At 65.4% G+C, this 21,531-nt stretch carries 15 protein-coding genes and 1 riboswitch; of the genes, 13 read left to right on the top strand and 2 right to left on the bottom strand.

What is annotated here, in order from left to right; translation table 11 throughout:
* Positions 1-72: 72 nt before the first annotated feature.
* Together AC1DUR_RS04815 and AC1DUR_RS04810 are read left to right on the top strand one after the other, a co-directional pair.
* On the top strand, positions 73-6,231 hold the full coding sequence (locus AC1DUR_RS04815; protein ID WP_477721369.1) for an excinuclease ABC subunit UvrA: 6,159 nt from the start codon (positions 73-75) through the stop codon (positions 6,229-6,231).
* A 325-nt stretch (positions 6,232-6,556) separates the two neighbouring features.
* Positions 6,557-7,534 carry a tripartite tricarboxylate transporter substrate binding protein gene (locus AC1DUR_RS04810; protein ID WP_477721368.1) on the top strand — a complete coding sequence of 326 codons (978 nt, stop codon included), beginning with the start codon at positions 6,557-6,559 and terminating at the stop codon, positions 7,532-7,534.
* A 165-nt stretch (positions 7,535-7,699) separates the two neighbouring features.
* Here AC1DUR_RS04810 and AC1DUR_RS04805 read toward each other — a convergent pair whose 3' ends face one another.
* Positions 7,700-8,263: a TetR/AcrR family transcriptional regulator gene (locus AC1DUR_RS04805; protein WP_477721367.1), complete on the bottom strand. Its 564-nt coding sequence runs from the start codon at positions 8,261-8,263 to the stop codon at positions 7,700-7,702.
* A gap of 103 nt (positions 8,264-8,366) precedes the next feature.
* Between AC1DUR_RS04805 and AC1DUR_RS04800 the strand changes: the two genes are divergently transcribed.
* A complete protein-coding gene (locus tag AC1DUR_RS04800) occupies positions 8,367-9,611 on the top strand; it encodes an MFS transporter (RefSeq protein WP_477721366.1) in 1,245 nt (414 codons plus the stop codon).
* Between the two features lie 67 nt (positions 9,612-9,678).
* On the opposite strand, the gene AC1DUR_RS04795 is transcribed toward AC1DUR_RS04800, so the two are convergent.
* Entirely contained in the window at positions 9,679-10,494 is an 816-nt protein-coding gene (locus tag AC1DUR_RS04795; RefSeq protein ID WP_477721365.1) for an HAD-IIB family hydrolase, read from the bottom strand.
* A gap of 65 nt (positions 10,495-10,559) precedes the next feature.
* Positions 10,560-10,632, top strand: a riboswitch (S-adenosyl-L-homocysteine riboswitch).
* A gap of 103 nt (positions 10,633-10,735) precedes the next feature.
* On the opposite strand from AC1DUR_RS04795, the gene ahcY reads away from it, so the two are divergent.
* The 10 genes from ahcY to AC1DUR_RS04745 all read left to right on the top strand — a co-directional run bounded on the left by ahcY (position 10,736) and on the right by AC1DUR_RS04745 (position 21,499).
* Entirely contained in the window at positions 10,736-12,166 is a 1,431-nt protein-coding gene (gene ahcY, locus AC1DUR_RS04790) for an adenosylhomocysteinase (RefSeq protein ID WP_477720141.1), read from the top strand.
* Positions 12,167-12,367: 201 nt separating this feature from the next.
* Positions 12,368-13,381, top strand: coding sequence for a TlyA family RNA methyltransferase (locus AC1DUR_RS04785; RefSeq protein WP_477721364.1), 1,014 nt, complete (start codon positions 12,368-12,370; stop codon positions 13,379-13,381).
* 9 nt (positions 13,382-13,390) lie between these two features.
* Complete coding sequence (gene metF, locus AC1DUR_RS04780) at positions 13,391-14,224, top strand: methylenetetrahydrofolate reductase [NAD(P)H] (protein WP_477721363.1); 834 nt, start codon at positions 13,391-13,393, stop codon at positions 14,222-14,224.
* A gap of 177 nt (positions 14,225-14,401) precedes the next feature.
* Complete coding sequence (locus AC1DUR_RS04775) at positions 14,402-15,013, top strand: septal ring lytic transglycosylase RlpA family protein (protein WP_477721362.1); 612 nt, start codon at positions 14,402-14,404, stop codon at positions 15,011-15,013.
* 61 nt (positions 15,014-15,074) lie between these two features.
* Entirely contained in the window at positions 15,075-15,800 is a 726-nt protein-coding gene (locus AC1DUR_RS04770) for a TetR/AcrR family transcriptional regulator (RefSeq protein ID WP_477720137.1), read from the top strand.
* Positions 15,801-15,886: 86 nt separating this feature from the next.
* On the top strand, positions 15,887-17,212 hold the full coding sequence (locus AC1DUR_RS04765) for an alpha/beta fold hydrolase (RefSeq protein ID WP_477721361.1): 1,326 nt from the start codon (positions 15,887-15,889) through the stop codon (positions 17,210-17,212).
* A gap of 53 nt (positions 17,213-17,265) precedes the next feature.
* Positions 17,266-18,159: a VOC family protein gene (locus AC1DUR_RS04760; protein WP_477721360.1), complete on the top strand. Its 894-nt coding sequence runs from the start codon at positions 17,266-17,268 to the stop codon at positions 18,157-18,159.
* Positions 18,160-18,225: 66 nt separating this feature from the next.
* Positions 18,226-19,896, top strand: a complete 1,671-nt coding sequence (locus AC1DUR_RS04755) for an AMP-binding protein (RefSeq protein ID WP_477721359.1) — start codon at positions 18,226-18,228, stop codon at positions 19,894-19,896.
* Positions 19,893-20,378: an acyl-CoA thioesterase gene (locus AC1DUR_RS04750; protein WP_477720133.1), complete on the top strand. Its 486-nt coding sequence runs from the start codon at positions 19,893-19,895 to the stop codon at positions 20,376-20,378. The genes AC1DUR_RS04755 and AC1DUR_RS04750 overlap by 4 nt, the downstream gene beginning before the upstream one ends.
* Positions 20,375-21,499 (top strand): FAD-dependent monooxygenase, encoded by a 1,125-nt coding sequence (locus AC1DUR_RS04745; RefSeq protein WP_477720132.1) that lies wholly within the window; start codon positions 20,375-20,377, stop codon positions 21,497-21,499. Before AC1DUR_RS04750 ends, AC1DUR_RS04745 begins: the two co-directional genes overlap by 4 nt.
* Positions 21,500-21,531 lie beyond the last annotated feature (32 nt).

The raw sequence follows: 21,531 nt of genomic DNA, 5'->3' as shown, positions 1-21,531 counted from the left end.
GCTTTAACCCTACGCGCCGCACCCGCGGAAGCTCTGTCTAGAATGTTTGACCTCTTCAGGAAAGACCCAGCAATGTCTCAGGGAACCATCCGCATTCGCGGCGCGCGCCAGCACAACCTCAAAAACCTCGATCTGGATATCCGTACCGGGGAGTTGACGGTGGTCACCGGCCCCAGCGGCTCGGGAAAGTCCTCGCTGGTGTTTGACACCCTGTTCGCCGAAGGCCAGCGCCGCTATGTCGAGACGTTCTCGGCCTACGCCCGGCAGTTTCTGGACCGCATGGACAAGCCCGCCGTCGACAAGGTGGAGGGCRTGCCGCCGGCCATTGCAATCGACCAGAGCAACCCGGTGCGCAGTTCACGCTCCACCGTGGGCACCATGACCGAGCTCAATGACCACCTTAAGCTGTTGTACGCCCGCTCCGCCCAATTGTTTGACAAACAGACGGCGCAGCTGGTGCGCCATGATTCGCCGGAATCGATTTACGCGGAGCTGATGGCGCGCACGGCAGTTCTGGAGCAAGCCCAACTTTCGGCAGCGCCACCCCAACGAGAATTAGCCTCTCTTCATGATGAAAGGGGCAGCGCTGCACCGGCGGTGCGCGAAGCGGCAAGCGTGGGGGTCCAATTCTCCGCAGGGCCGCCCCAAGGAGAATTAGCCCCTCTTCATGATGAAAGGGGCAGCGCAACGCCGGAGGCACGCGAAGCGACAAGCGTGGGGGTCCGTCTCGTGATGACCTTCCCGGTCGAATTGCCCGGCAACACCAGCGCGGAAGAGGTGACGCAATGGCTGTCCGCCAGCGGCTTCACGCGGGTGCATGCCGAGCGGCAGATCAGCACGCCGGCGGGCCCGCACAAGCTGCTCGACGTGGTGGCTGACCGTTTTCGCATCCAGACCACCGAAAAAGTCCGGGCGATTGAAGCCATCGAGATGGCGCTGAAGCGCGGCGGCGGCCGGCTCAATGTGTATGTGATGGGCTCGGGCCCCGCATCGTCCTCTTCCGCCACGCCCGAAGAGATGTGGCGCTTTTCCACGGGCCTGCACTGCCCCGACAGCGACACGCGCTACACCGACCCGACACCGTCGCTGTTTTCCTTCAATTCGGCCATGGGCGCCTGCGAGACCTGCCGCGGCTTTGGCCGGGTCATCGGCGTCGACTACGGGCTGGTGATACCCAACGACAAACTCACGCTGCGCGCCGGCGCCATCAAGGTCATGCAGACGCCGGCGTGGCAGGAAGCGCAGGACGATTTGATGCGCCACGCCGAAACGGCCGGCATTCCGCGTGACACGCCCTGGTACAAGCTCACACCCGAGCAACAGGCCTGGGTGATCAACGGCTCGCCGAGCTGGAACGGCAAATGGAACCAGCACTGGTTCGGCATCAAGCGTTTCTTTGCCTACCTGGAAAGCAAGGCCTACAAAATGCACATCCGTGTGCTGCTGTCCAAGTACCGCAGCTACACCCAGTGCGACACCTGCGGCGGCGCGCGCCTCAAGCTGGAATCCCTGCTCTGGCGGCTTGGCTCCAAAGAGGCTGCCGATGCGGTGCTGCCGCCTGGCCAGCGCTTCATGCCGGTGGGCGTGCAGTGGAGCCGCCAGCAGCTCGAAGCCTTGCCGGGCCTGTGCCTGCATGATTTGATGCGCCTGCCGATTGACAGGTTAAAAACCTTTTTTGAGGGCATCGGACTGACTCCCTCCCCTGCAGGGGAAGGCGCCGGGCACGGCGAAGCTCAAGCGCTCAAACTGCTGTTCGAGGAAATCCAGACCCGCGTGAAATACCTGTGCGATGTTGGCATTGGCTACCTCACGCTGGACCGGCAAAGCCGCACGCTGTCGGGTGGCGAGGTGCAGCGCATCAACCTCACCACCGCGCTGGGCACCTCGCTGGTCAACACGCTCTTTGTGCTCGATGAGCCGTCCATCGGCCTGCATCCGCGCGACATGAACCGCATCACCCAGGCCATGCACCGGCTGCGCGATGCCGGCAACACGCTGGTGGTGGTGGAGCATGATCCCGCCGTGATGCTGGCGGCCGACCGCATGATCGACATGGGACCCGGTCCGGGCGAGAAGGGCGGGCAGATCGTGTTTGACGGCACGCCGGAGGACCTCCGGCACGCGGACACGCTGACCGGCGCCTACCTGGGCTCGCGCAAGCGGGTGGGCCTGGGGCTCAAGCGCGCGGTGAGCGACAACACGCCGCGCCTTATCCTCGAAGGCGCCCGCGACCACAACCTGAAAAACCTGACGGTGGAGTTTCCGCTGCAGCGCCTGGTGTGCGTCACCGGTGTCAGCGGCTCCGGCAAGTCCACGCTGATGCAGGACATCCTCGCGCCCGCCTTGCTGCGCCAGTTCGGCAAGGCCACGGAAACACCGGGCCTGCATGACCGGCTCATGGGTGCCGACCACCTGACCGACGTGGTGTTTGTCGACCAGTCGCCCATCGGCAAGACGGCGCGCTCCAACCCCGCGAGCTATGTGGGCGCGTGGGATGCCGTGCGCGAACTGTTCGCCCAGTCGCCGCTGGCCAGGCAGCGCAGCTACACCGCCACCAAATTCAGCTTCAACAACGGCGACGGGCGCTGCCCGACCTGCGGCGGCTCGGGCTTCGAGCATGTGGAGATGCAGTTTTTAAGTGACGTGTACCTGCGCTGCCCCGACTGCGACGGCAAGCGCTACCGGCCGGAAATCCTGGAGGTGACGATTGAGCGCAAGGCCGTCGGCCACCTCAAGCCGGTGCTGATGAATGTGTCCGATGTACTGGAGCTGACGGTCAGCGAGGCCGTGCAGCTGTTCGCGCAGGACCGCGAAGTGCTGCGCGCGCTGCAGCCCATCGTGGATGTGGGCCTGGAGTACGTGAAGCTGGGCCAGCCCGTGCCCACGCTGTCGGGCGGCGAGGCGCAGCGCCTCAAGCTGGCCGGCTTTCTGGCCGAAGCCTCGAGGACGGCCAGCAAGAGCAGCGCGAGCAAGCAGGCGCTGGCGCTCAAGCACCCGGGCCGCGGCACGCTGTTTCTGTTTGACGAGCCGACCACCGGCCTGCACTTTGACGACATCGCCAAACTCATGCGTGCGCTGCGCAAGCTGATGGATGCGGGCCATTCGCTGATCGTCATTGAACACAACCTGGATGTGATCCGCTCGGCCGACTGGCTGATCGACCTTGGACCGGAGGGCGGCGAGGGCGGCGGCCTGCTGGTGGCCCAGGGTACGCCCGAAGAGGTGCGCCAGCACCCGACCTCGCATACCGCCAAGGCGCTGCGCGAGTACGAGCTGGCCATGGGCCAGGTGCATGGCGTGGAAGAGGCCCGGCCCAAGGCCTGGACCACGCGGCCGGCCTTCTCCAACCTGATCCAGATCGTCAACGCCAAGGAAAACAACCTCAAGAGCCTGTCGGTCGATATTCCGCGCGGCAAGTTCAATGTGGTCACCGGCGTGTCCGGCTCGGGCAAGTCCACGCTGGCCTTTGACATCCTGTTCAACGAAGGACAGCGGCGCTATCTCGAGTCGCTCAATGCCTATGCGCGCAGCATCGTGCAGCCGGCCGGGCGTCCTGAAGTCGATGCGGTGTACGGCATTCCGCCCACCGTGGCCATCGAGCAGCGCCTGTCGCGCGGCGGGCGCAAGTCCACCGTGGGCACCACCACCGAGGTCTGGCATTTCCTGCGCCTCTTGTATGTGAAGCTGGGGGTGCAGCACTGCACCAAGGACGGTGCGGCGGTGATGCCGCAGAGCCCGGAGAGCATCGCCGCCCAGCTGCTCAAGACCTACCGCGGCCAGCACATCGGCCTGCTGGCGCCGCTGGTGATCGCGCGCAAGGGCGTCTACACCGAGCTGGCCGACTGGGCCCGTCCGCGCGGCTATACGCATTTGCGCATCGACGGTGAGTTTTTGCCGACCACCGGCTTTCCGCGCATTGACCGCTTCAAGGAGCACACGGTCGAGCTGCCGGTGGCGGACATCCACGTCACGCCCGAGAACGAAGCCGCGCTGCGGGCCGCGCTGGCGACTGCGCTGGAGCATGGCAAGGGCGTGGTGCATGTGCTGGCTCCGCTGGACGGCCTGCGCGGCGCGATGATGGCGGGCGCCTCCACCAAGGGCCTGGGCCGGCTGGAGGCCTTCTCCACCAAGCGCGCCTGTCCGGTCTGCTCGACGTCTTACCCCGAACTCGATCCGCGCCTCTTCAGCTACAACAGCAAGCACGGCTGGTGCCCCGATTGCGTGGGGACGGGCGTCAAGCTCAGCAAGGAGCAGCGCAAGGTGTTTGACGACTCGGTGCGCGACGACGACAACAAAGGCCGCGAGCAGACTTTTGGCGAGCCGGAGGTGGACGACGTGGTCGATGCCGCTTGCCCCACCTGCGAAGGCACGCGCCTGAACAAACAGGCGCGCGCGGTGAAGTTTGCCGGTGTGGGCATTGCCGACATCGCCGGCCTGTCGGTGACGGATGTTCGCCGCTGGGTTGAAAAACTGGCGCTGGCAGGCCGCGAGGCCGGCATTGCCCGCGACCTGGTGCCCGAAATCAGGAGCCGGCTGGAGTTTCTCGAAGACGTGGGCCTGGGCTACCTCACGCTGGACCGCGGCGCGCCCACGTTGTCGGGTGGCGAAGCCCAGCGCATCCGGCTGGCGGCGCAGCTCGGGTCCAATCTGCAGGGCGTCTGCTACGTGCTCGACGAACCCACCATCGGCCTGCATCCGCGCGACAACCAGATTCTGCTGAGCGCGCTGGGCAAGCTCAGCGACCGCGGCAACACGCTGGTGGTGGTGGAGCACGACGAAGACACAATACGCCGCGCCGACAACATCATCGACATCGGCCCCGGCGCGGGCAAGCGCGGCGGCACGCTGGTCGCGCAGGGCACGGCGGCGCAGCTGTCGGCCGTGCCGGAGTCGCTGACCGGCCGCTACCTCGCACACCCGCTGATCCATCCGCTGCATGCGCGCCGCGAAACGGAGAAGCCCCTCACCCCAGCCCTCTCCCCAGAGGGGCGAGGGAGCGAAACGGGCTTACTCCCTCTCCCTCTGGGAGAGGGCGGGGGTGAGGGCTCCCCTGCCAAGCCCCTGAGCAAACAAAAGCAGGCCGCGCTGAAAGCCGCAGCGTTGAAAGCGGCCGCAGCCAGCGCCAGTGCGCTGCACAACGCCGCACCCGCCGCGGCCAGCAAATTTACCTCCTGGCTCACCGTGGTCAATGCCGACCTGCACAATCTCAAGAACGTGTCGGTCACCGTGCCGCTGTACCGGCTGGTGGCGGTCACCGGCGTCTCGGGCTCCGGCAAGTCCACGCTGGCGCGTGATGTGCTGCTGACCAACGTCCATGCGGGCGTGATGCTGCGCTCCACCAAGGCCGGGCGCGATGCCGACGACAAGGGCAAGACGCCTGACTGGGCGGGCTGCGAGCGCATTGAAGGCTATGCGGCGGTGGACCGCGTGCTCGAGGTCGACCAGACGCCGATTGGCAAGACGCCGCGCTCCTGCCCAGCCACCTACATCGGTTTCTGGGACACGGTTCGCAAGCTGTTTGCCGACACGCTGGAAGCGCGGGCGCGCGGCTACGGCGCCGGGCGCTTCAGCTTCAATACCGGCGAGGGGCGCTGCCCGACCTGCGAGGGCGCGGGCGTGCGCACCATCGGCATGAGCTTTCTGCCCGACGTGAAGGTGCTCTGCGAAACCTGCCACGGCGCGCGCTTCAACCCAGAAACGCAGGCTGTGACCTGGCGCGGCAAGAACATCGGTGACGTGCTCAAGATGGAAGTGGACGAGGCGGTGGACTTCTTCGCCTCCATGCCCAACATCAGCCACCCGCTGCAGCTGCTGAAAGACGTGGGCCTGGGCTACCTCACGCTGGGCCAGCCTTCGCCGACGCTGTCGGGCGGCGAAGCCCAGCGCATCAAGCTGGTGACGGAGTTGAGCAAAGTGCGCGACGACATCACGCGGCGCGGCCAGAAGGCGCCGCACACGCTTTACGTGCTGGACGAGCCCACGGTGGGCCTGCACATGGCCGACGTCGAAAAGCTGATCCACGTGCTGCATCGGCTGGTGAACGGCGGCCACAGCGTGGTGGTCATCGAGCACGACCTGGACGTGGTGGCCGAAGCCGACTGGGTGATTGACCTGGGTCCCGACGGCGGTGACGCGGGCGGGCAGGTCGTCGCATCGGCGCCGCCGGAAGCCGTCGTGAAGCTGGGCACGCACACCGGGAAAGCCTTGCAAAGTGTGTTGGAAAGGGGTTGAACACCCCCGTCCAGGCTCACTGCGTGTAGCCTGTTCCCCCCTCAAGGGGGCGGCGCCTGCGGTCTGGCTAAGCCAGTCCCGCGGCCCCTGCTGGTGGAAGGCGGACGTGCGATGTTGCGTGTATGATTGCTATTAAATTTGTAGCTGCTTACGCTCGTTGGCATTGGTGTGTAGCCCTGTTTGATGCCTGAAAAGTGCCTTTTTCAGGCGCTTTCGGGCCCTGCAACGCAGGTGACAGTCCTTCAGGTGTTGCCCTGATGCGCCGGGGGCCTGGCGCACGCATGATGGCGGCAGATAAACCATGCCATCACTTCGGGAGCCCCTTATGCAACGCCGCCAATTACTGCAAACCGCCGCCGCGCTGGCCACGCCCACCCTGGCCGCGCTGGGTGCTGCGCAGGCCCAGGTCTCCAGCTTTCCGGTCCGGCCCATCAAGCTGATCGTCGCCTTCCCGGCGGGCGGGCCGACCGACATCACCATGCGCTCGCTGGCCGACAATGCCTCGAAAATCCTCGGGCAGCCGGTGATCGTGGAAAACAAACCCGGCGCCGGCGGAACCCTGCCGGCCCAGCAGTTGCAAACCTCGGCGCCCGACGGCTACACGCTGGCGCAGATTCCGCTGGGCGTGTTCCGCCTCGGCTACACCACCAAGATCAACTGGGACCCGGTCAAGGACCTCAGCTACGTTATCAATGTGACCGGCTACGCCTTCGGCATCGTGGTGCCGGCAGACAGCCCCTTCAAGACCTGGGCAGACTTTGTCGCTTACGCCAAGGCCAACCCCGGCAAGCTGACCTACGGCTCCACCGGCACGCTGACCAGCCCGCACCTGACGACCGAGCTGATAGCGCAAAAGGCCGGCATCGAACTGCAGCACGTGCCCTACAAAGGCAGCGCCGACCTGATGCTGGCCCTGGTGAGTGGTCAATTGATGGCAGGTGCCGACAGCACCGGTTTTGCGCCGCAGGTCGAGGCCGGCAAGCTGCGCGTGCTCAACACCTGGGGAGAGAAGCGCCTCGACAAATTCCCCAATGCGCCCACGCTGAAGGAGCTGGGCTACGACATCGTGCAGAACTCGCCCTTCGGCATAGGCGCGCCCAAGGGCACGCCGCCCGAGGTGGTCAAGCGCCTGCACGACGCGTTCAAGAAGGCGATGGAGGAACCCAGCTACGTCGCCGCCCTGGGCCGCTACGACATGCTGCCCAACTACATGAGCTCGGCCGAATACACGAAGTTCGCGCAGGACACGGTCGGCCGGGAGAAGGTCTTGATCGACAAGCTCGGGTTGGCCAAGCCCAACTGAACTGGCGCACCTCCTATCGGGACTCACTGCGTGTCGTCCCTGGGACGGTGCCAGTGGCCCGGTCTGATCCAGTGGAGGCCGCGGAACCGGCTTTGCCGGGCCGCAAGCCTCGTCCCCTGCAAGGGGAAAAGAGGCTACACGAAGTGAGCCTCGATAGGGGTGTGTCTAATCCACAAGCGCAAACAGCTCGTCGGCCAGTTGGTCGGCCAACGCCGGCTCGACGCCGGAGCCAAAGATCAGCCGGTAAATGATGGGGGCCATCATGTGGTCCAGCACCTGCTGCACGCTGGGTGTGGCGTCGCCGCGCGCCTGGGCCCGGTTCACCAGCACGGTGGCTTCGGCGCGGCGGTTTTTCAGGCAGTTGGTCTCTTCCGATCCGGCCAGCGCGGCCGCCGCCTTCAGCATCGAGGTGTTGCCGGGCTTGTTGAGGTGGGTGATCAGCCCCCGGGCCCAGGCCGCGAGTTCGGCTTTCAGGTTGCCCGTCTCGGGCAGCGGGCGGTTCGGGTCCAGCCGCTCGGTCGCGGTTTCGCCCAGCAGGCCGTTCACGTCGCCCCAGCGCCTGTAAATGCTGGAGGCGCTGACGCCGGCGCGCTCGGCCACGGCCGGCACGGTGACCTTGTCGCGGCCTTCCTGGGCAATCAGTTCTTCCAGCGCCTTGCGCACCACGGACTGCACCTGCGCGCTGCGGCCGCCGGGGCGTTTGGTCTGGGGCGTCGTGGGGGTATTCATGCGGTGATTCTAGCTTAAAGCAACGATGTTTGCGTTAATTTTAAACTCGGCGTAGAATTCACAAACGCAAATAAATTTGCTTTAAGAAAGTTGAGCGTTTCCCATGACCGCACCCGCCGCCCCCTCTTTGCAACCCTCTTCATCCTCCGCCGCTCGCTGGCAACTGCCGCCGGCAGCCGCCTTCCCGCTGCTGGCGATCCTCCTGTTCGCGTTTTTTGTGGCGGGTAGCGCGCCGTCGCCGCTGTTTGTCGTGTTCCAGCAGCAGTGGGGCTTTTCGCCGGCGCTGCTGACGGTGGCGTTCGCGATTTATGCGATTGCGCTGCTGGCCTCGCTGCTGGTGGCCGGCTCGCTGTCCGACCACATCGGCCGGCGCCCCGTGGTGTTTGTCGCCCTGCTGCTGCAGGCCGGCGCGATGCTGACCTTTTTGCTGGCCGAGGGCATAGGCGGCATCATCGCGGCGCGCGTCGTCCAGGGCATTGCGACCGGCATGGTCAGCGGCGCACTGACGGCGGCGGTGGTGGAAGCGGCCCCGGCGTCGCAAAAACGGCTGGGCGCGATGATAGGCAGCGTCTCGCCGCTGGCGGGGCTGGCCGTGGGCGCCTTGCTGACAGGCATCGCCGTCAAGCTCGCGCTGCATCCGGTGCCGCTGGTGTTCGGCGTGCTGGCCGCCATCTGCGTGACGGGTGCGGTGGCCACGCTGTTCCTCCCTGAAAGCGTCACGCCGCGCCCCGGCGCGCTGGCCTCGCTGGTGCCGCGCATTTCGGTGCCGGTGCAGGCGCGTGCCGAGTTTGTGCGCGGGGTGCCGACCATGCTGGCGGTATGGTCGCTCGCGGGCCTGTACCTGTCGCTGGTGCCTTCGGTGCTGCAGCAAATCTTCGGCATCCACAACGGCATCGTCAACGGCTTGGCCATTGCCACATTCTTCGGCCTGGGCGCCGTTTCACCCACGCTGTTGAGGCGCCTGGCTCCCGCGCGCATGAGCGCCGTCGGTATGAGCTGGCTCGCCCTGGGCGCCGGCCTGGTGGCCGTGTCGCTGGCCGTCCATTCGGTGGGCCTGTTTTTTGCGGGAACGGCGCTGGCCGGTTTCGGCGGCGGCTCGGCTTTCTCCGCGCAGGTGCAGACGCTGGCGCCGCTGGCGCAGCCGCAGCAGCGGGCGGAGTTGTTTGCCGCGCTCTATGCCACCAGCTATCTCGCCTTCAGCGTGCCCGCCATGCTGGCCGGCCGGCTGATCGCGCCGCTGGGCCTGCCGGCCACGGTCGAGGGTTACGCCGCGCTGGTGTTGGCGGTGGCCGGCCTGGGCGCGTGGCTGCGCTGGGCGTCGCTGCGCCGCGCGGCCGCCCTCCGCTAATCCGGCAGGGGCCGCGGATCGGGCTTTGCCCGGCCGCAGGCGCCGTCCCCTGCAAGGGGAGGGGACGCTACACGAAGTGAGCGTCAGCAGGGGTGAGCAAAATCTTTACCACTTCGGCAAAGCCCGCGCCACGCTCGCCGCGCGTCACATAGCGCGGCAGGTGCGTCAACTGCGGCACAAAGCGCGCGATGTTGGCCACGCCCACGCTGTTGGCGAACGTCTTGAACATCAGCTGGTCGTTGGTCGAATCGCCCACATAGACCCATTGACCCATCTCGGCGTCCAGGTCGCGCTGCCAGAGTTCACGAACAATCCAGCGCGCGCCTTCAAGCTTGTTGTGGCCGCCATACCAGCCGTTGATGTGGATGCTGCTCACGGTGGCGTGCATGCCTTCGCTCTTCATCAGCGCCACGACGGTGGCGATCTGCGCGTCGCTGAGCTGCGTGAACTCGCTGTGGTCGATGGCGATGTCGGTTTCCCGGCCTGGCGAGTCGGTGGCGCGGTGGATGCCGGGCAGCTCCCGCTCAATGCGCGCCAGCACGGCCTGCATGCGGGTGAAGTTGGCTGCACGCGTGGCCGCATTCTGCTGGTAGATTTTTGAGAGCGGCCGCGGCGCGGCGCTTTGGGCATCCGGCAGCAGCGCCACTGCCCCGTTTTCCGCCACGATGGCATCGACCGGCCAGCTTGCCGCGAAAGGCTCGCTCCAGCCCACTGGCCGTCCGGTGATCGCCACCACCTTGAGCCCGGCGGCTTTCAATTGAGCCAAGCCCTCCAGCGCATCAAGGGTAATCGCCCCTTCGGTGGTCAGGGTGTCATCGATGTCGGTGAAAACGCCGGAGATCAGGCGGCGCTCGTCTGCGGGCCAGTTGTCGAGTTCTTGCATCGTGAAATTTTCGCATGCCGATTCCAGGCGCTGGTGCGGTGCGGCCGGCTTCGGTACAATGGCGGATTCCTGAGGAGCGTTGCAACCCACACCACGTGGACCAGGCTCAGGACTTCATTGCAACCACGCTCACCCGCAAGTGCTCTCTCAAGCCGGGTGAATGACTGAATTCCCCCACTGCTTCGAAAGCGCCTTGCCCGTGGCGATTTTGCCCAGTTGACGTTTGAATTTGGAGAACCGTATGAGCGCTGTCCTGAAACCTTCCACCGACTACACCATTGCCGATATCTCGCTTGCCGCCTGGGGCCGCAAGGAACTGAACATCGCGCAGACCGAAATGCCCGGCCTGATGGCCATCCGCGAAGAATTCGCCAAAGCCCAGCCTTTGAAGGGCGCGCGCATCACCGGTTCACTGCACATGACCATCCAGACCGGCGTGCTGATCGAAACGCTGCAGGCTCTGGGCGCCGAAGTGCGCTGGGCTTCGTGCAACATCTTCTCGACGCAAGACCACGCCGCCGCCGCGATTGCCGCCGCCGGCACGCCGGTGTTCGCCATCAAGGGCGAAACCCTGGCCGACTACTGGGACTACACCCACAAGATCTTCGAATTCAACGGCGCCAAGGGCACGCCTGAAGAAGGCCCGAACATGATCCTGGACGACGGCGGCGACGCCACGCTCCTGATGCACCTGGGCACCAAGGCCGAAAAAGACGCCAGCTTGATTTCCAAGCCTACGAGCGAAGAAGAAATCTGCCTGTTCAACTCGATCAAGGCCAAGCTCGCGCAAGACCCGACCTGGTACAGCCGCCGCCTGAAAAACATCATCGGCGTGACCGAAGAAACCACCACCGGCGTGCTGCGCCTCAATGAAATGTCTGCCAAGGGCACGCTGGCCCTGCGCGCCATCAATGTCAACGACTCGGTCACCAAGTCCAAGTTCGACAACCTCTACGGTTGCCGCGAGTCCTTGGTCGACGCCATCAAGCGCGCCACCGACGTGATGGTGGCCGGCAAGGTGGCTTGCGTGGCCGGTTACGGCGACGTGGGCAAGGGCTCGGCCCAGGCCCTGCGTGCCCTGAGCGCCCAGGTCTGGGTGACCGAGATCGATCCCATCAACGCCCTGCAGGCCGCGATGGAAGGCTACAAGGTCGTGACCATGGAATACGCCGCCGACAAGGCCGACATTTTTGTGTCGGCCACCGGCAACAAGAACGTCATCACCTACGACCACATGGCGAAGATGAAAGACCAGGCCATCGTCTGCAACATCGGCCACTTCGACAACGAAATCGACGTCGCCTCGCTGGAAAAATGCACCTGGGAAGAGATCAAGCCGCAAGTCGACCACGTGATCTTCCCCGACGGCAAGCGCATCATCCTGCTGGCCAAGGGCCGCCTGGTGAACCTGGGCTGCGGCACCGGCCACCCCAGCTTCGTGATGTCGTCCAGCTTCGCCAACCAAACCATTGCGCAGATCGAGCTGTTCACCAAGCAGGCCGACTACGAAGTGGGCAAGGTCTATGTGCTGCCCAAGCACCTCGATGAAAAAGTGGCGCGCCTGCACCTGAAGAAAGTCGGCGCGATGCTGACCGAGTTGAGCGACGAGCAGGCGGCTTACATCGGCGTGTCGAAGGCCGGCCCGTACAAGGCCAACACCTACCGTTATTAAGCGACAGCATTACTCCCTCTCCCCCTGGGAGAGGGCAGGGGTGAGGGCTGGCGGCGCCAGTCGTCAAGCGAGTCTTTTTAAGGCCGCCGGCCCTCACCCCAACCCTCTCCCAAAGGGAGAGGGGGCAAGACAGGGCCCTCTGGGCAAGACAAGGCCTCCGCCTGAATGTTTTCGGGCGTGGGGTTCACTCCATGGAGCTACATGCGCGCTGACTTATTTCTCGTCGAACACGGCTTTGCCACCACCCGCTCTCAGGCCCAGCGCCTGATTGCTTCGGGCGTGCAGTGGCGCGCAGAAGAAGACGGCGCGTGGAAAAAGGTTGCCAAAAACGGCGATGAAGTGCCGGACGGCGCCGAGCTGCAGGTGCTCGACAACACCGAGGCCAAATACATCTCGCGCGGCGGCCTGAAGCTTGAAGGGGCGCTGAAAAGCACCGGTGTTGATGTCGCCGGTCTGCGCTGCCTGGACATCGGCCAGTCGACCGGCGGCTTTACCGACTGCCTGCTGCAGCACGGTGCGGCGCAGGTGGTGGGCGTGGACGTGGGCCATGGCCAGCTGCACGCCAGCATGCGCGCTGACCCGCGGGTCGTCTGCATCGAAGGCGTCAATGCCCGCTCCATGACGGTGATGGACCTGATCGCTGGTCCTGCCCATGAAGCGGGGGCTGATGAGGGCGAATTTGATGATGATGATGATGATGATGATGAAGCCGGGCTGGAGGCGGAGACCCCCGTCGAGGCGGACTTTGACTTCCTGACGGGTGACTTGTCCTTCATTTCGCTCACGCTGGTGCTGCCCGCCGTGGTGCGCCTGCTCAAGCCCGGCGGCGATGTGCTGATGCTGGTCAAGCCGCAGTTTGAGTTGCAGCCCGGCCAGATTGGCAAGGGTGGCATTGTGCGCGAAGCGGCGCTGTTCGAGTTTGTGGAAAAGCGCCTGCGCGATGCTTGCGTTGCGCTGGGGCTGGACGTCAAGGCCTGGCTGGCATCGCCGATTGACGGCGGTGACGGCAACCGCGAGTTTTTCATCCATGCGGTCAAAGGCCACGACAACGCCGGCGAGAGCCAGCCGCTGCCCGCTGCCCCGCAACGCAAGGCGCCCAAGCGCCTTCCGCGCGCTGCCTCGCGCGAACCGCATGAAGACCCGGAAGCCGCCCATGCGGGCCAGCCGGGACCGGCGCGCGGCAAGCGGCGCGACAAGAAAACCGACAACGATTGAGATCTTGCGATGAACCTTCCCATCAGTTTTGAATTCTTTCCTCCCAAGACGCCTGAGGGCGCAGACAAGCTGCGCGTGACCCGCCAGGCCCTGTACGCGCACAAGCCGGAGTTCTGCTCCGTGACCTTTGGCGCCGGCGGCTCCACGCAAGACGGCACCTTTGGCACCGTCAAGGAAATCCTGGACGAAGGCGTGATCGCAGCCTGTCATTTCTCGTGCATTGGCGCGACCAAGGGCACGGTGCGCCAGCAACTGGCGACCCTGCGGGCCATGGGCGTGAAGCACCTGGTCGCCCTGCGCGGTGACATGCCCAGCGGCTACGGCATCGGCGGCGAGTTTCATTACGCCAGCGACCTGGTGACTTTCATCCGTGAAGAAACCGGAGACGCTTTTCACATTGAAGTGGCGGCTTACCCCGAGGTCCACCCGCAGGCCAAGTCGGCCGATGCCGACCTGCAGGCTTTTGGCACCAAAGTCAGGGCCGGCGCCAATTCGTCCATCACCCAGTACTTTTTCAACGCGGACGCCTACTTTCGGTTTGTGGACGATGTGCGCAAACTTGGCCTTGATGTGCCGGTGGTGCCCGGCATCATGCCCATCACCAGCTCCACGCAGCTCATGCGCTTTTCCGATGCCTGCGGCGCGGAAATCCCCCGCTGGATCCGCCTGCGGCTGCAGGGCTTCGGCGACGACACGGCGTCCATCAAGAGCTTTGGCCTCGACGTGGTCACCGAACTGTGCGACCAGCTCTGCACGGCTGGCGTGCCCGGCATTCATTTTTATACGATGAACCAGGCCGCTGCGACGACGGAGATCCTTCGGCGTTTGCAGTACAAGGCCTGATGGCTAGTGCAGTGTTGCATGCTTGATGGGACCAATAAAAGCGATGGATTTTGGGTCAGGGCAAGGCGCAAACCACAGCGATACCCGCAGGTATCGCGCGGATTTGTAACGCTGCCATGGCGCAAAAGACGCGGTTTTATGTTCCAGATAGCGTGCAACACTGCACTAGGTAAGCCTGTGCACCAGAGCGCTATCAGGGTCTGGATTGTTGCAAGCCTGCTGGCCGTGCTGGCGGGCTGTGCGACAGCCCCGCCGGCACAGCCGCCTGCGAGCGTTCCACCCGGCCCGGCCGCCAGGCCTGCCGTCACTGCTCCGACGGCACCGGCAGACCCGATGGGGGGGCCTGGGCCGGTCAACATGTCCGTGGCACCCGAGCCGGAGTTGCTGGGCGGCGAGGTGCCCCGCGAACTCGAGCGCGGCCAGGCATCGTGGTACGGGCCGCGCTTTCATGGCCGCCGCACGGCCAGCGGCGAACGCTACGACATGCATGCGCTGACGGCAGCCCACAAGACCTTGCCCTTCGGCACGCTGGTGCGTGTGCGCAGCCTGGTGACCGGGCGCGAGGTCGAGGTGCGCATCAACGACCGCGGCCCCTTCGGCGCGGGCCGGGTCATCGATGTGAGCCGCGCCGCGGCCGAGGCCCTGGGCATGATGGGGCTGGGCGTGAAAGACGTGCTGCTGCTGGTGCCGGAATCCACGCCGATGGCCGAGGCGCCAGTGCCACCGGTGGCCAAAAAGCGCCGCGCGCGCAAGATGCGCCAGGGCCGGTCAGCGGGCAACGCCCTGTAGCGGGGCTTTTGGGCTCCTGGCTGCCGCGTCCCGCAGCGCGCGAGTGCGCTACATTTTGAACATGACGAGCAAAGCAAAAGAAGCCAGACCCCGGCCCACGCGCAACGACGCGCAGCGCCAGTCCATCCTGGACGCGGCGTCCCTGCTGTTTATCGAAAAAGGTTTCGGCGGGACCAACATCAATGACATCGCGGACGCGGTCGGTGTCAGCCGAACGGCGCTTTATTACTACTTCCCCAGCAAGGAGTCGATGCTGGAAGCGCTGACCGAAGAAGTCACCGAAAAAGCCAGCCTGCTCGCCGCCAGTGTTTCGGAGCGCGATCTCCTGCCGCCGCGGGATGCGCTGCGGCAGCTGATCCTGCAGCATGCGGGCCTCATTCTTTCGCATCCGCTGCAGTTCCGGGTGGTGGAGCGCAGCGAGAGCAACCTGCCCGAGCCGCACCGGGCGGCGGCCGAGGCGGCCCGCCGCGCGGTGCTGGAGCACTTTGTGCGCGTGATCCAGCGCGGGATCGACGAAGGCCAGTTTCGCGACACCAACGCCCACATCGCCGCGTTTTCGATCATCGGCATGTGCAACTGGTGCGCCTGGTGGTTCGACGCCAAAGGCAATGTGCCGGCCAGCGGCGTGGCCGAGTCCATCGCCGACTTCAGCCTGCGTGCGCTGTTGCCCGACCACGCGCAACGCGCACGTGCAGGGTCGGTGGAAGAGGCGGTCAGCCAGATGCGCGATGCGCTGACCGCTTTCGACAACCACCTGAAAAAGAAGCCGTTCCGGCATTCGGGTTAACACTAACGTCAAATAATTGACACTACTGTCAAATATCCCTATCATTGGTTCAAATCAATGACGGGGGCCGCGCTGCGGCTTGACAGATGACAGCAACCGATCCAGGCAAAACCGCGAGCACCGCGAACACCGCGTCACTGCCCGCCTCACAGGCGACCGCGGGATTTCTGAATACCGACTGGAACCCGCGCGATGTGCCGCAAGGCACGCGCACGACCAATGTGGTGTTGCGCACCGCCGATGGCGCCGCCACCAGCGGCTCGCTGTACCAGCCCGCCACGCCGAGCGACACCGTCGTGTGCGTCATGCACCCGCGGGAATTCATGGCCTGCCATTACCTCATCCCGGACATCGTCGGGGCGGGTTACGCCGCCTGGTCGCAGGCGCCGCGCTCGGTCGGTAACGACCTGCGGCTTGAGCACGAATTTGCATTGCACGACGTGGCCACCGGCCTGGCCTATCTCCGGTCGCGCGGCTTCAGGCGCATCGTGCTGCTGGGCAATTCAGGCGGCGCCGGCCTGTATGCCTTCTATGCGCAGCAGGCCGCATTGCCGCGCGAGTCGCGCATTGCCAAAACCCCCGGCGGCAAGCCCACCCAGCTGGCAGAGCTCAACATGCCCGTGCCCGATGGCATGGTGTTCATCGGTCCGCACCCGGGGCAGGGCGCGCTGCTGATGAACTGCATCGACCCTTCGGTGGCCGACGAAAATGATGCGCTGTCGGTTGACGCCTCGCTCGACCCGCTCAACCCGGCGAACGGCTATGCCGGCCCGAAAGCCACGCGCTATGCACCGGAGTTTGTGGCGCGCTACCGGGCGGCCCAGCGTGAGCGTGTCGCCCGGCTGGACGCGACGGCCCGCGCACTGATCGAGCGACGCCTGGCGGCGCGCCGGCGCGTCAAGGCCGCGGTTGATAGCGCGGGTAAGGGCGCGGATAACGGCGCCAGCGCGGAAGACCGGCGGCTGGCAGGCCACACGCCCATCATCAACGTCTGGCGCACCGATGGCGATTTGCGCTGCCTTGATTTGTCGCTGGACCCGTCGGACCGCAAGTTTGGATCGTTGTGGGGCGCCGAGCCCTTTGCCTCCAACTATGGCGCGGTCGGCTTTGCGCGGCAGTGCACGCCGGAGAGCTGGCTTTCCACCTGGTCGGGTATCTCGTCCAACGCCACGCTGGCCAAGACCGCCGCGGCCATCACGCAGCCGGTGCTGGTGGTCGAGTACACCGGCGATCAGGCCTGCTTTCCGGGCGACGTACGGCAGATTTTCGAATCGCTCGCGAGCGCCGACAAGCGCCATCTGCGCGTGCGCGGCGACCACCACGGCCGTGCGCTGTCGCCCGGTGAAGAGCCCGGGCGGCTGGAGGCCGGCCGGCTGCTCGGCGCCTGGCTCCAGGAGCACTTCCCGCAGTGATGGCCCCGCGCCCTTTCGCACAACCTTTTCACCCTCATGACAGAAAGACCACCATGTCAGCCCGTGACCTGCTTCCCCAACCCGCATTGCGCGGCGTTGACCACACCGCCCGGCCCACCTGGAAGCTGCGCGAAACCATCGAGTTCTACCGCGACAAGCTGGGGCTGCCGCTGGTGCATGTCATCTCGGCCCGCGGCTGGGGCCCGGCCACGCACCCGGACTTTCTGCATTTTTTCTTCGACAGCGGCAACGGCAGCACGATTGCCTTCTTCTATTACCTGGGCTCCGACCTGCCGGCCGCGATGGAAGACCGGGCATCGAAGCCGCCGCTGCCCGACGACCACGTGTTCGACGCAACCCACACCGCATGGATCGTCGAGAGCGCCGAAGAACTCCAGGCCTGGAAGCAGCGCCTTGAATCGCAGGGGCTCAACGTCTCGGTGGAAACCGCCCATGAAGTCATCGAGTCCATCTATGTGCGCGATCCCAACGGCTACTTTGTCGAGTTCACGCGCAAGCTGCGCCCGCTGGACCGGCTCGATGCCGATGACGGTGCGCTGACTCTGCAGGCCGCGCTGGAGGCTGAAGATGCCGCCGTGCAGCGCGGCAGCCGTCTGGCCCGTATTGACGACATCTGGTCCGCCAAGGCCAGACTGCTGGATGAACGCGGCGGCGCTGGCGACCGCGCGGGCCCGGGTGTGGGTATTTACGTGCCCCGGCTGGCGGAGTTTTCGGCACTGGTCCAAGACGCCGCGGCGCGGCCCGAATGCCGCGTGACGGCGGCCGGCGACTACGACCTGATCGAGGCGGGCCAGCCGATGGAATTCCGCCGCAAGGCGCTGGGCCTCAAACCCGCCGTCTGGTATGGGCTTTTCACCGGCGGCGTTCGCGGGCACATTGAAGTGTTTGAGCGGGACCGTGTGGTTATTGCACCGGCCCGGCCCTGAGCACGCGCTGAAGCCCAAGAGACCCCAAGAAAACCGAAGCGAACGAAAGAGACCCCGGAGACAAGCATGCGAGACATTCAAAGCCCTATCGAGGGCGTGACCTACCCTTCCGACCAACGCGCCACTGCCTCGCTGGCGAATGGTTCCTGGGTGGCCTCCACCGTGGGCGACTGCCTGCGCGCCACGGCGGCGCGCTACCCCGACAGGCTGGCCTTTATCAGCGATGAGCGAAGCCTGACGTTTCGCGCGCTGGACGAAACAACGGATCGCCTGGCCGCAGCGCTGCAGGCCATGGGGCTGGCGACGGGCGACCGCGCCATCTTCCAGCTCGGCACGACGGTGGACACCGCCATCGTGCTGCTCGCCTGCTACAAGGCCGGCATTGTGCCGGTGTGCTCGCTGCCGCAGCACCGCGAGGTCGAAATCGGCCAGCTCGCCGCCCAGTCGGGCGCCCGCGGCTATTTTGTGCAGGCCGATTTCGGCAGTTTCGACCTGGTCGGTTTTGCCCGGACCATGGCGGCCCGACACCCGTCACTGGAACACCTTGTCGTGGTGCGCGGCACGGTGGCCGGCCTGCCCGGCATCGACGCATTGATCGCCGACATGCCCCTTGAGCAGGCGCGGCAGCAGTTGGGCAATATTGCGCTCGGCATGGAAGACGTGCTGAGCTTCCAGCTCTCCGGCGGTACCACCGGTGTGCCCAAAATCATTCCGCGCTTTCATGCCGAATACCTCGGGCATTCCGCCGCATGGATGCGGCGCTACCGCATCGACGCCGGCAGCCGCGTGATCTGGTCCTTGCCGTTGCTGCACAACGCCGGCCAGCTGTACACACTGATGCCTGCGGCCCTGATGGGTGTGACCGTGGTGCTGATGCCCAGGGTCGACATCGCCCGCATGCTGGCGCTGATTGAAGAACACCGCATTACGCATGCCCTGTCGATCGGCCCGATTGCGCCGCAGCTGCTGGCGTATACCGACATCGCCAGGCACGACCTGTCGTCGCTGCAGCTCTTTGCCACCATGAGCCGCTCCGACAACCTGGAAAAGCACATTGGCGTGCCTTGCTCCAACCTGTACGGCATCACCGAAGGGCTGCTGCTCGGTTCGCCCGCCGATGCGCCGGCCTTTGCGCGGCACCACACGCAGGGCACTTCGGGCTGCGCGCACGACGAGATCCGTCTGCTGGTGCCCGAAACCGAAGAACCGAGCCCACCCGGGGAGATGGGCGAGATGTGCTTTCGCGGCCCGTCCAGCCTGACCGGCTTCTTCGGCAATCCCGAGGCGAACGCCAAAGCCTTCACCTCCGACGGCTTCTACCGCACCGGCGACATGATGACCGCCTATGTGGTGGACGGCGTCACCTGCTATGCCTTTGAAGGCCGGCTGCGCGACAACGTCAACCGCGGCGGCGAAAAAATCGGCTGCGAAGAGGTCGAAGGCTTCGTCAGCCAGCACCCGGCCGTGGCCGACGCCAAGCTGGTTGCGATGCCCGACCCGTTCTACGGCGAGAAGGCCTGCGTCTTTATTGTTCCGCGCCCCGGCATGATTGCACCCGAGGTGAAGGCGCTCGGCGCCTTCCTCGTCGGCCTGGGCCTGGCCAAATACAAGTGCCCGGAACGAGTCGAGATCGTTGACAGCTACCCGTTGACGCGCGTGGGCAAGGTCGACAAGCCCGCATTGAAGCAGCGCATCGCCGACCAGCTGGCCGCCGAAGCGGCAGGGAGCCCGTCATGATCGCCACCGAGCAAGTGTTGAGCGAGCGGCCGCTGATGATTCGCCGCCGCGTCAAGTGGGGCGATTGCGACCCGGCGGGCGTGGTCTACACGCCGACGTTTTCCGAATACGTGATCTCGGCGGCCGAGCTTTTTTACGGCTCGCTGTTCGGCACCACGCCGCAGCGCGCCAAACACGAGCAGGGTTTTGGCACGCCCAGCCGCGCGCTGGCGTTTGATTTCCGGCGTTCACTGCGGCCCGACGACGAATTCGACATGACGGTCACCGTGGCTGGCATCCACAGCCGCACCTATGTGCTCGACGTGACCGGCCGCACGCTCGCAGGGGAGGTGATTTTTGTCGCCACGCTGACGCCGGTGTGCGTGGCGCGCGACGAGCGCCGTTCGATTGAGATCCCGCCGGCGTTCCGCGCCGCGCTGGAGCGCTACCAGGCGGCCTGCGCAACAGCGCCATCCACCATGCCAGAGAGGATCACACCATGAAGATCGCCGTCATCGGCGCCGGGCCGGCCGGGCTGTATTTCTCGCTGCTCGCCAAAAAGCACAACCCGGCGCATGAGATCAATGTGTATGAGCAAAACCCCGAAGGCGCCACCTACGGCTGGGGCGTGGTGTTTTCCGATGTGGGCCTGGCCTTCCTGAAGGAGGCTGACGCGGAATTTTTTGCCGAGTTCACGGCCCACCATGAAAAGTGCGACTACATGGAGGTGGTGCACCGCGGATGCCATGTGCAGATCCACGGCAACCACTTTTCGCGCACCGCCCGCATCGACATGCTGCAGACGCTGCAGCGGGCCTGCGAGCGCGTGGGTGTGCGCATTCACTACGGGCAGCGCATCGGCGACGTGAGCGCGCTGGCTTCGGAGGTGGATTTGCTGATTGCGGCTGACGGCGGCAACAGCGCCGTGCGCACCCAGTTTGCCGGGCACTTTCGGCCCAGCTTTGAAAAACGCCGCAACAAGTTTGCCTGGTACGGCACGCGCCAGCGCTTTCATCCGGTGTCGCTGATCTTCAAGGAAACCGTGCACGGCGTTTTCATTGCCCACAGTTACCAGTACAGCGCCGAGCTCAGCACCTTCCTCGTGGAGGTTGACCCCGACACCTGGAAGCGCGCCGGGCTGGACACGGCCGGCGAAGACGAGAGCCGCCGCTACTGCACGCAGGTGTTTGGCGCCGAGCTGGGCGCCAACGCGCTGCTGACCAACCGCTCGCTCTGGTTTGAAGCCAACATCGTTAAAAACGAGCAGTGGACGCATCGCAACATCGTGCTGCTGGGCGATGCCTTGCGCACGGTTCACTTCTCGCTCGGCTCCGGCACGCGCATGGCCATGCAGGACGCAATTGCGCTGCACAAGGGGCTGGTGGCGCATCCTGGTGACTTGCATGCTGCTTTTGCCGCGTTTGAGGCGACACGCCGCCCGGCCTCGTCGAGCTTTCAGAACGCCGCCGCCAAAAGCCTGGACTGGTATGAAAACGTGGCCGGCAAACTGCATCTGGACCCGGTCAGTTTTGCCTACGACTACATGCGGCGCACCGGCCAGGTGAGCCATGACGACCTGAAGCAGCGCGACCCGCACTTCACCGCGGCCTTTGAAGCCCTCTGAACTCATTTGAAGTTCATTTCCCCGCCACCCGA

This window comes from Polaromonas sp. P4_F4 (assembly GCF_056401355.1).
This window is presented reverse-complemented; position numbering and strand designations above follow the sequence as displayed.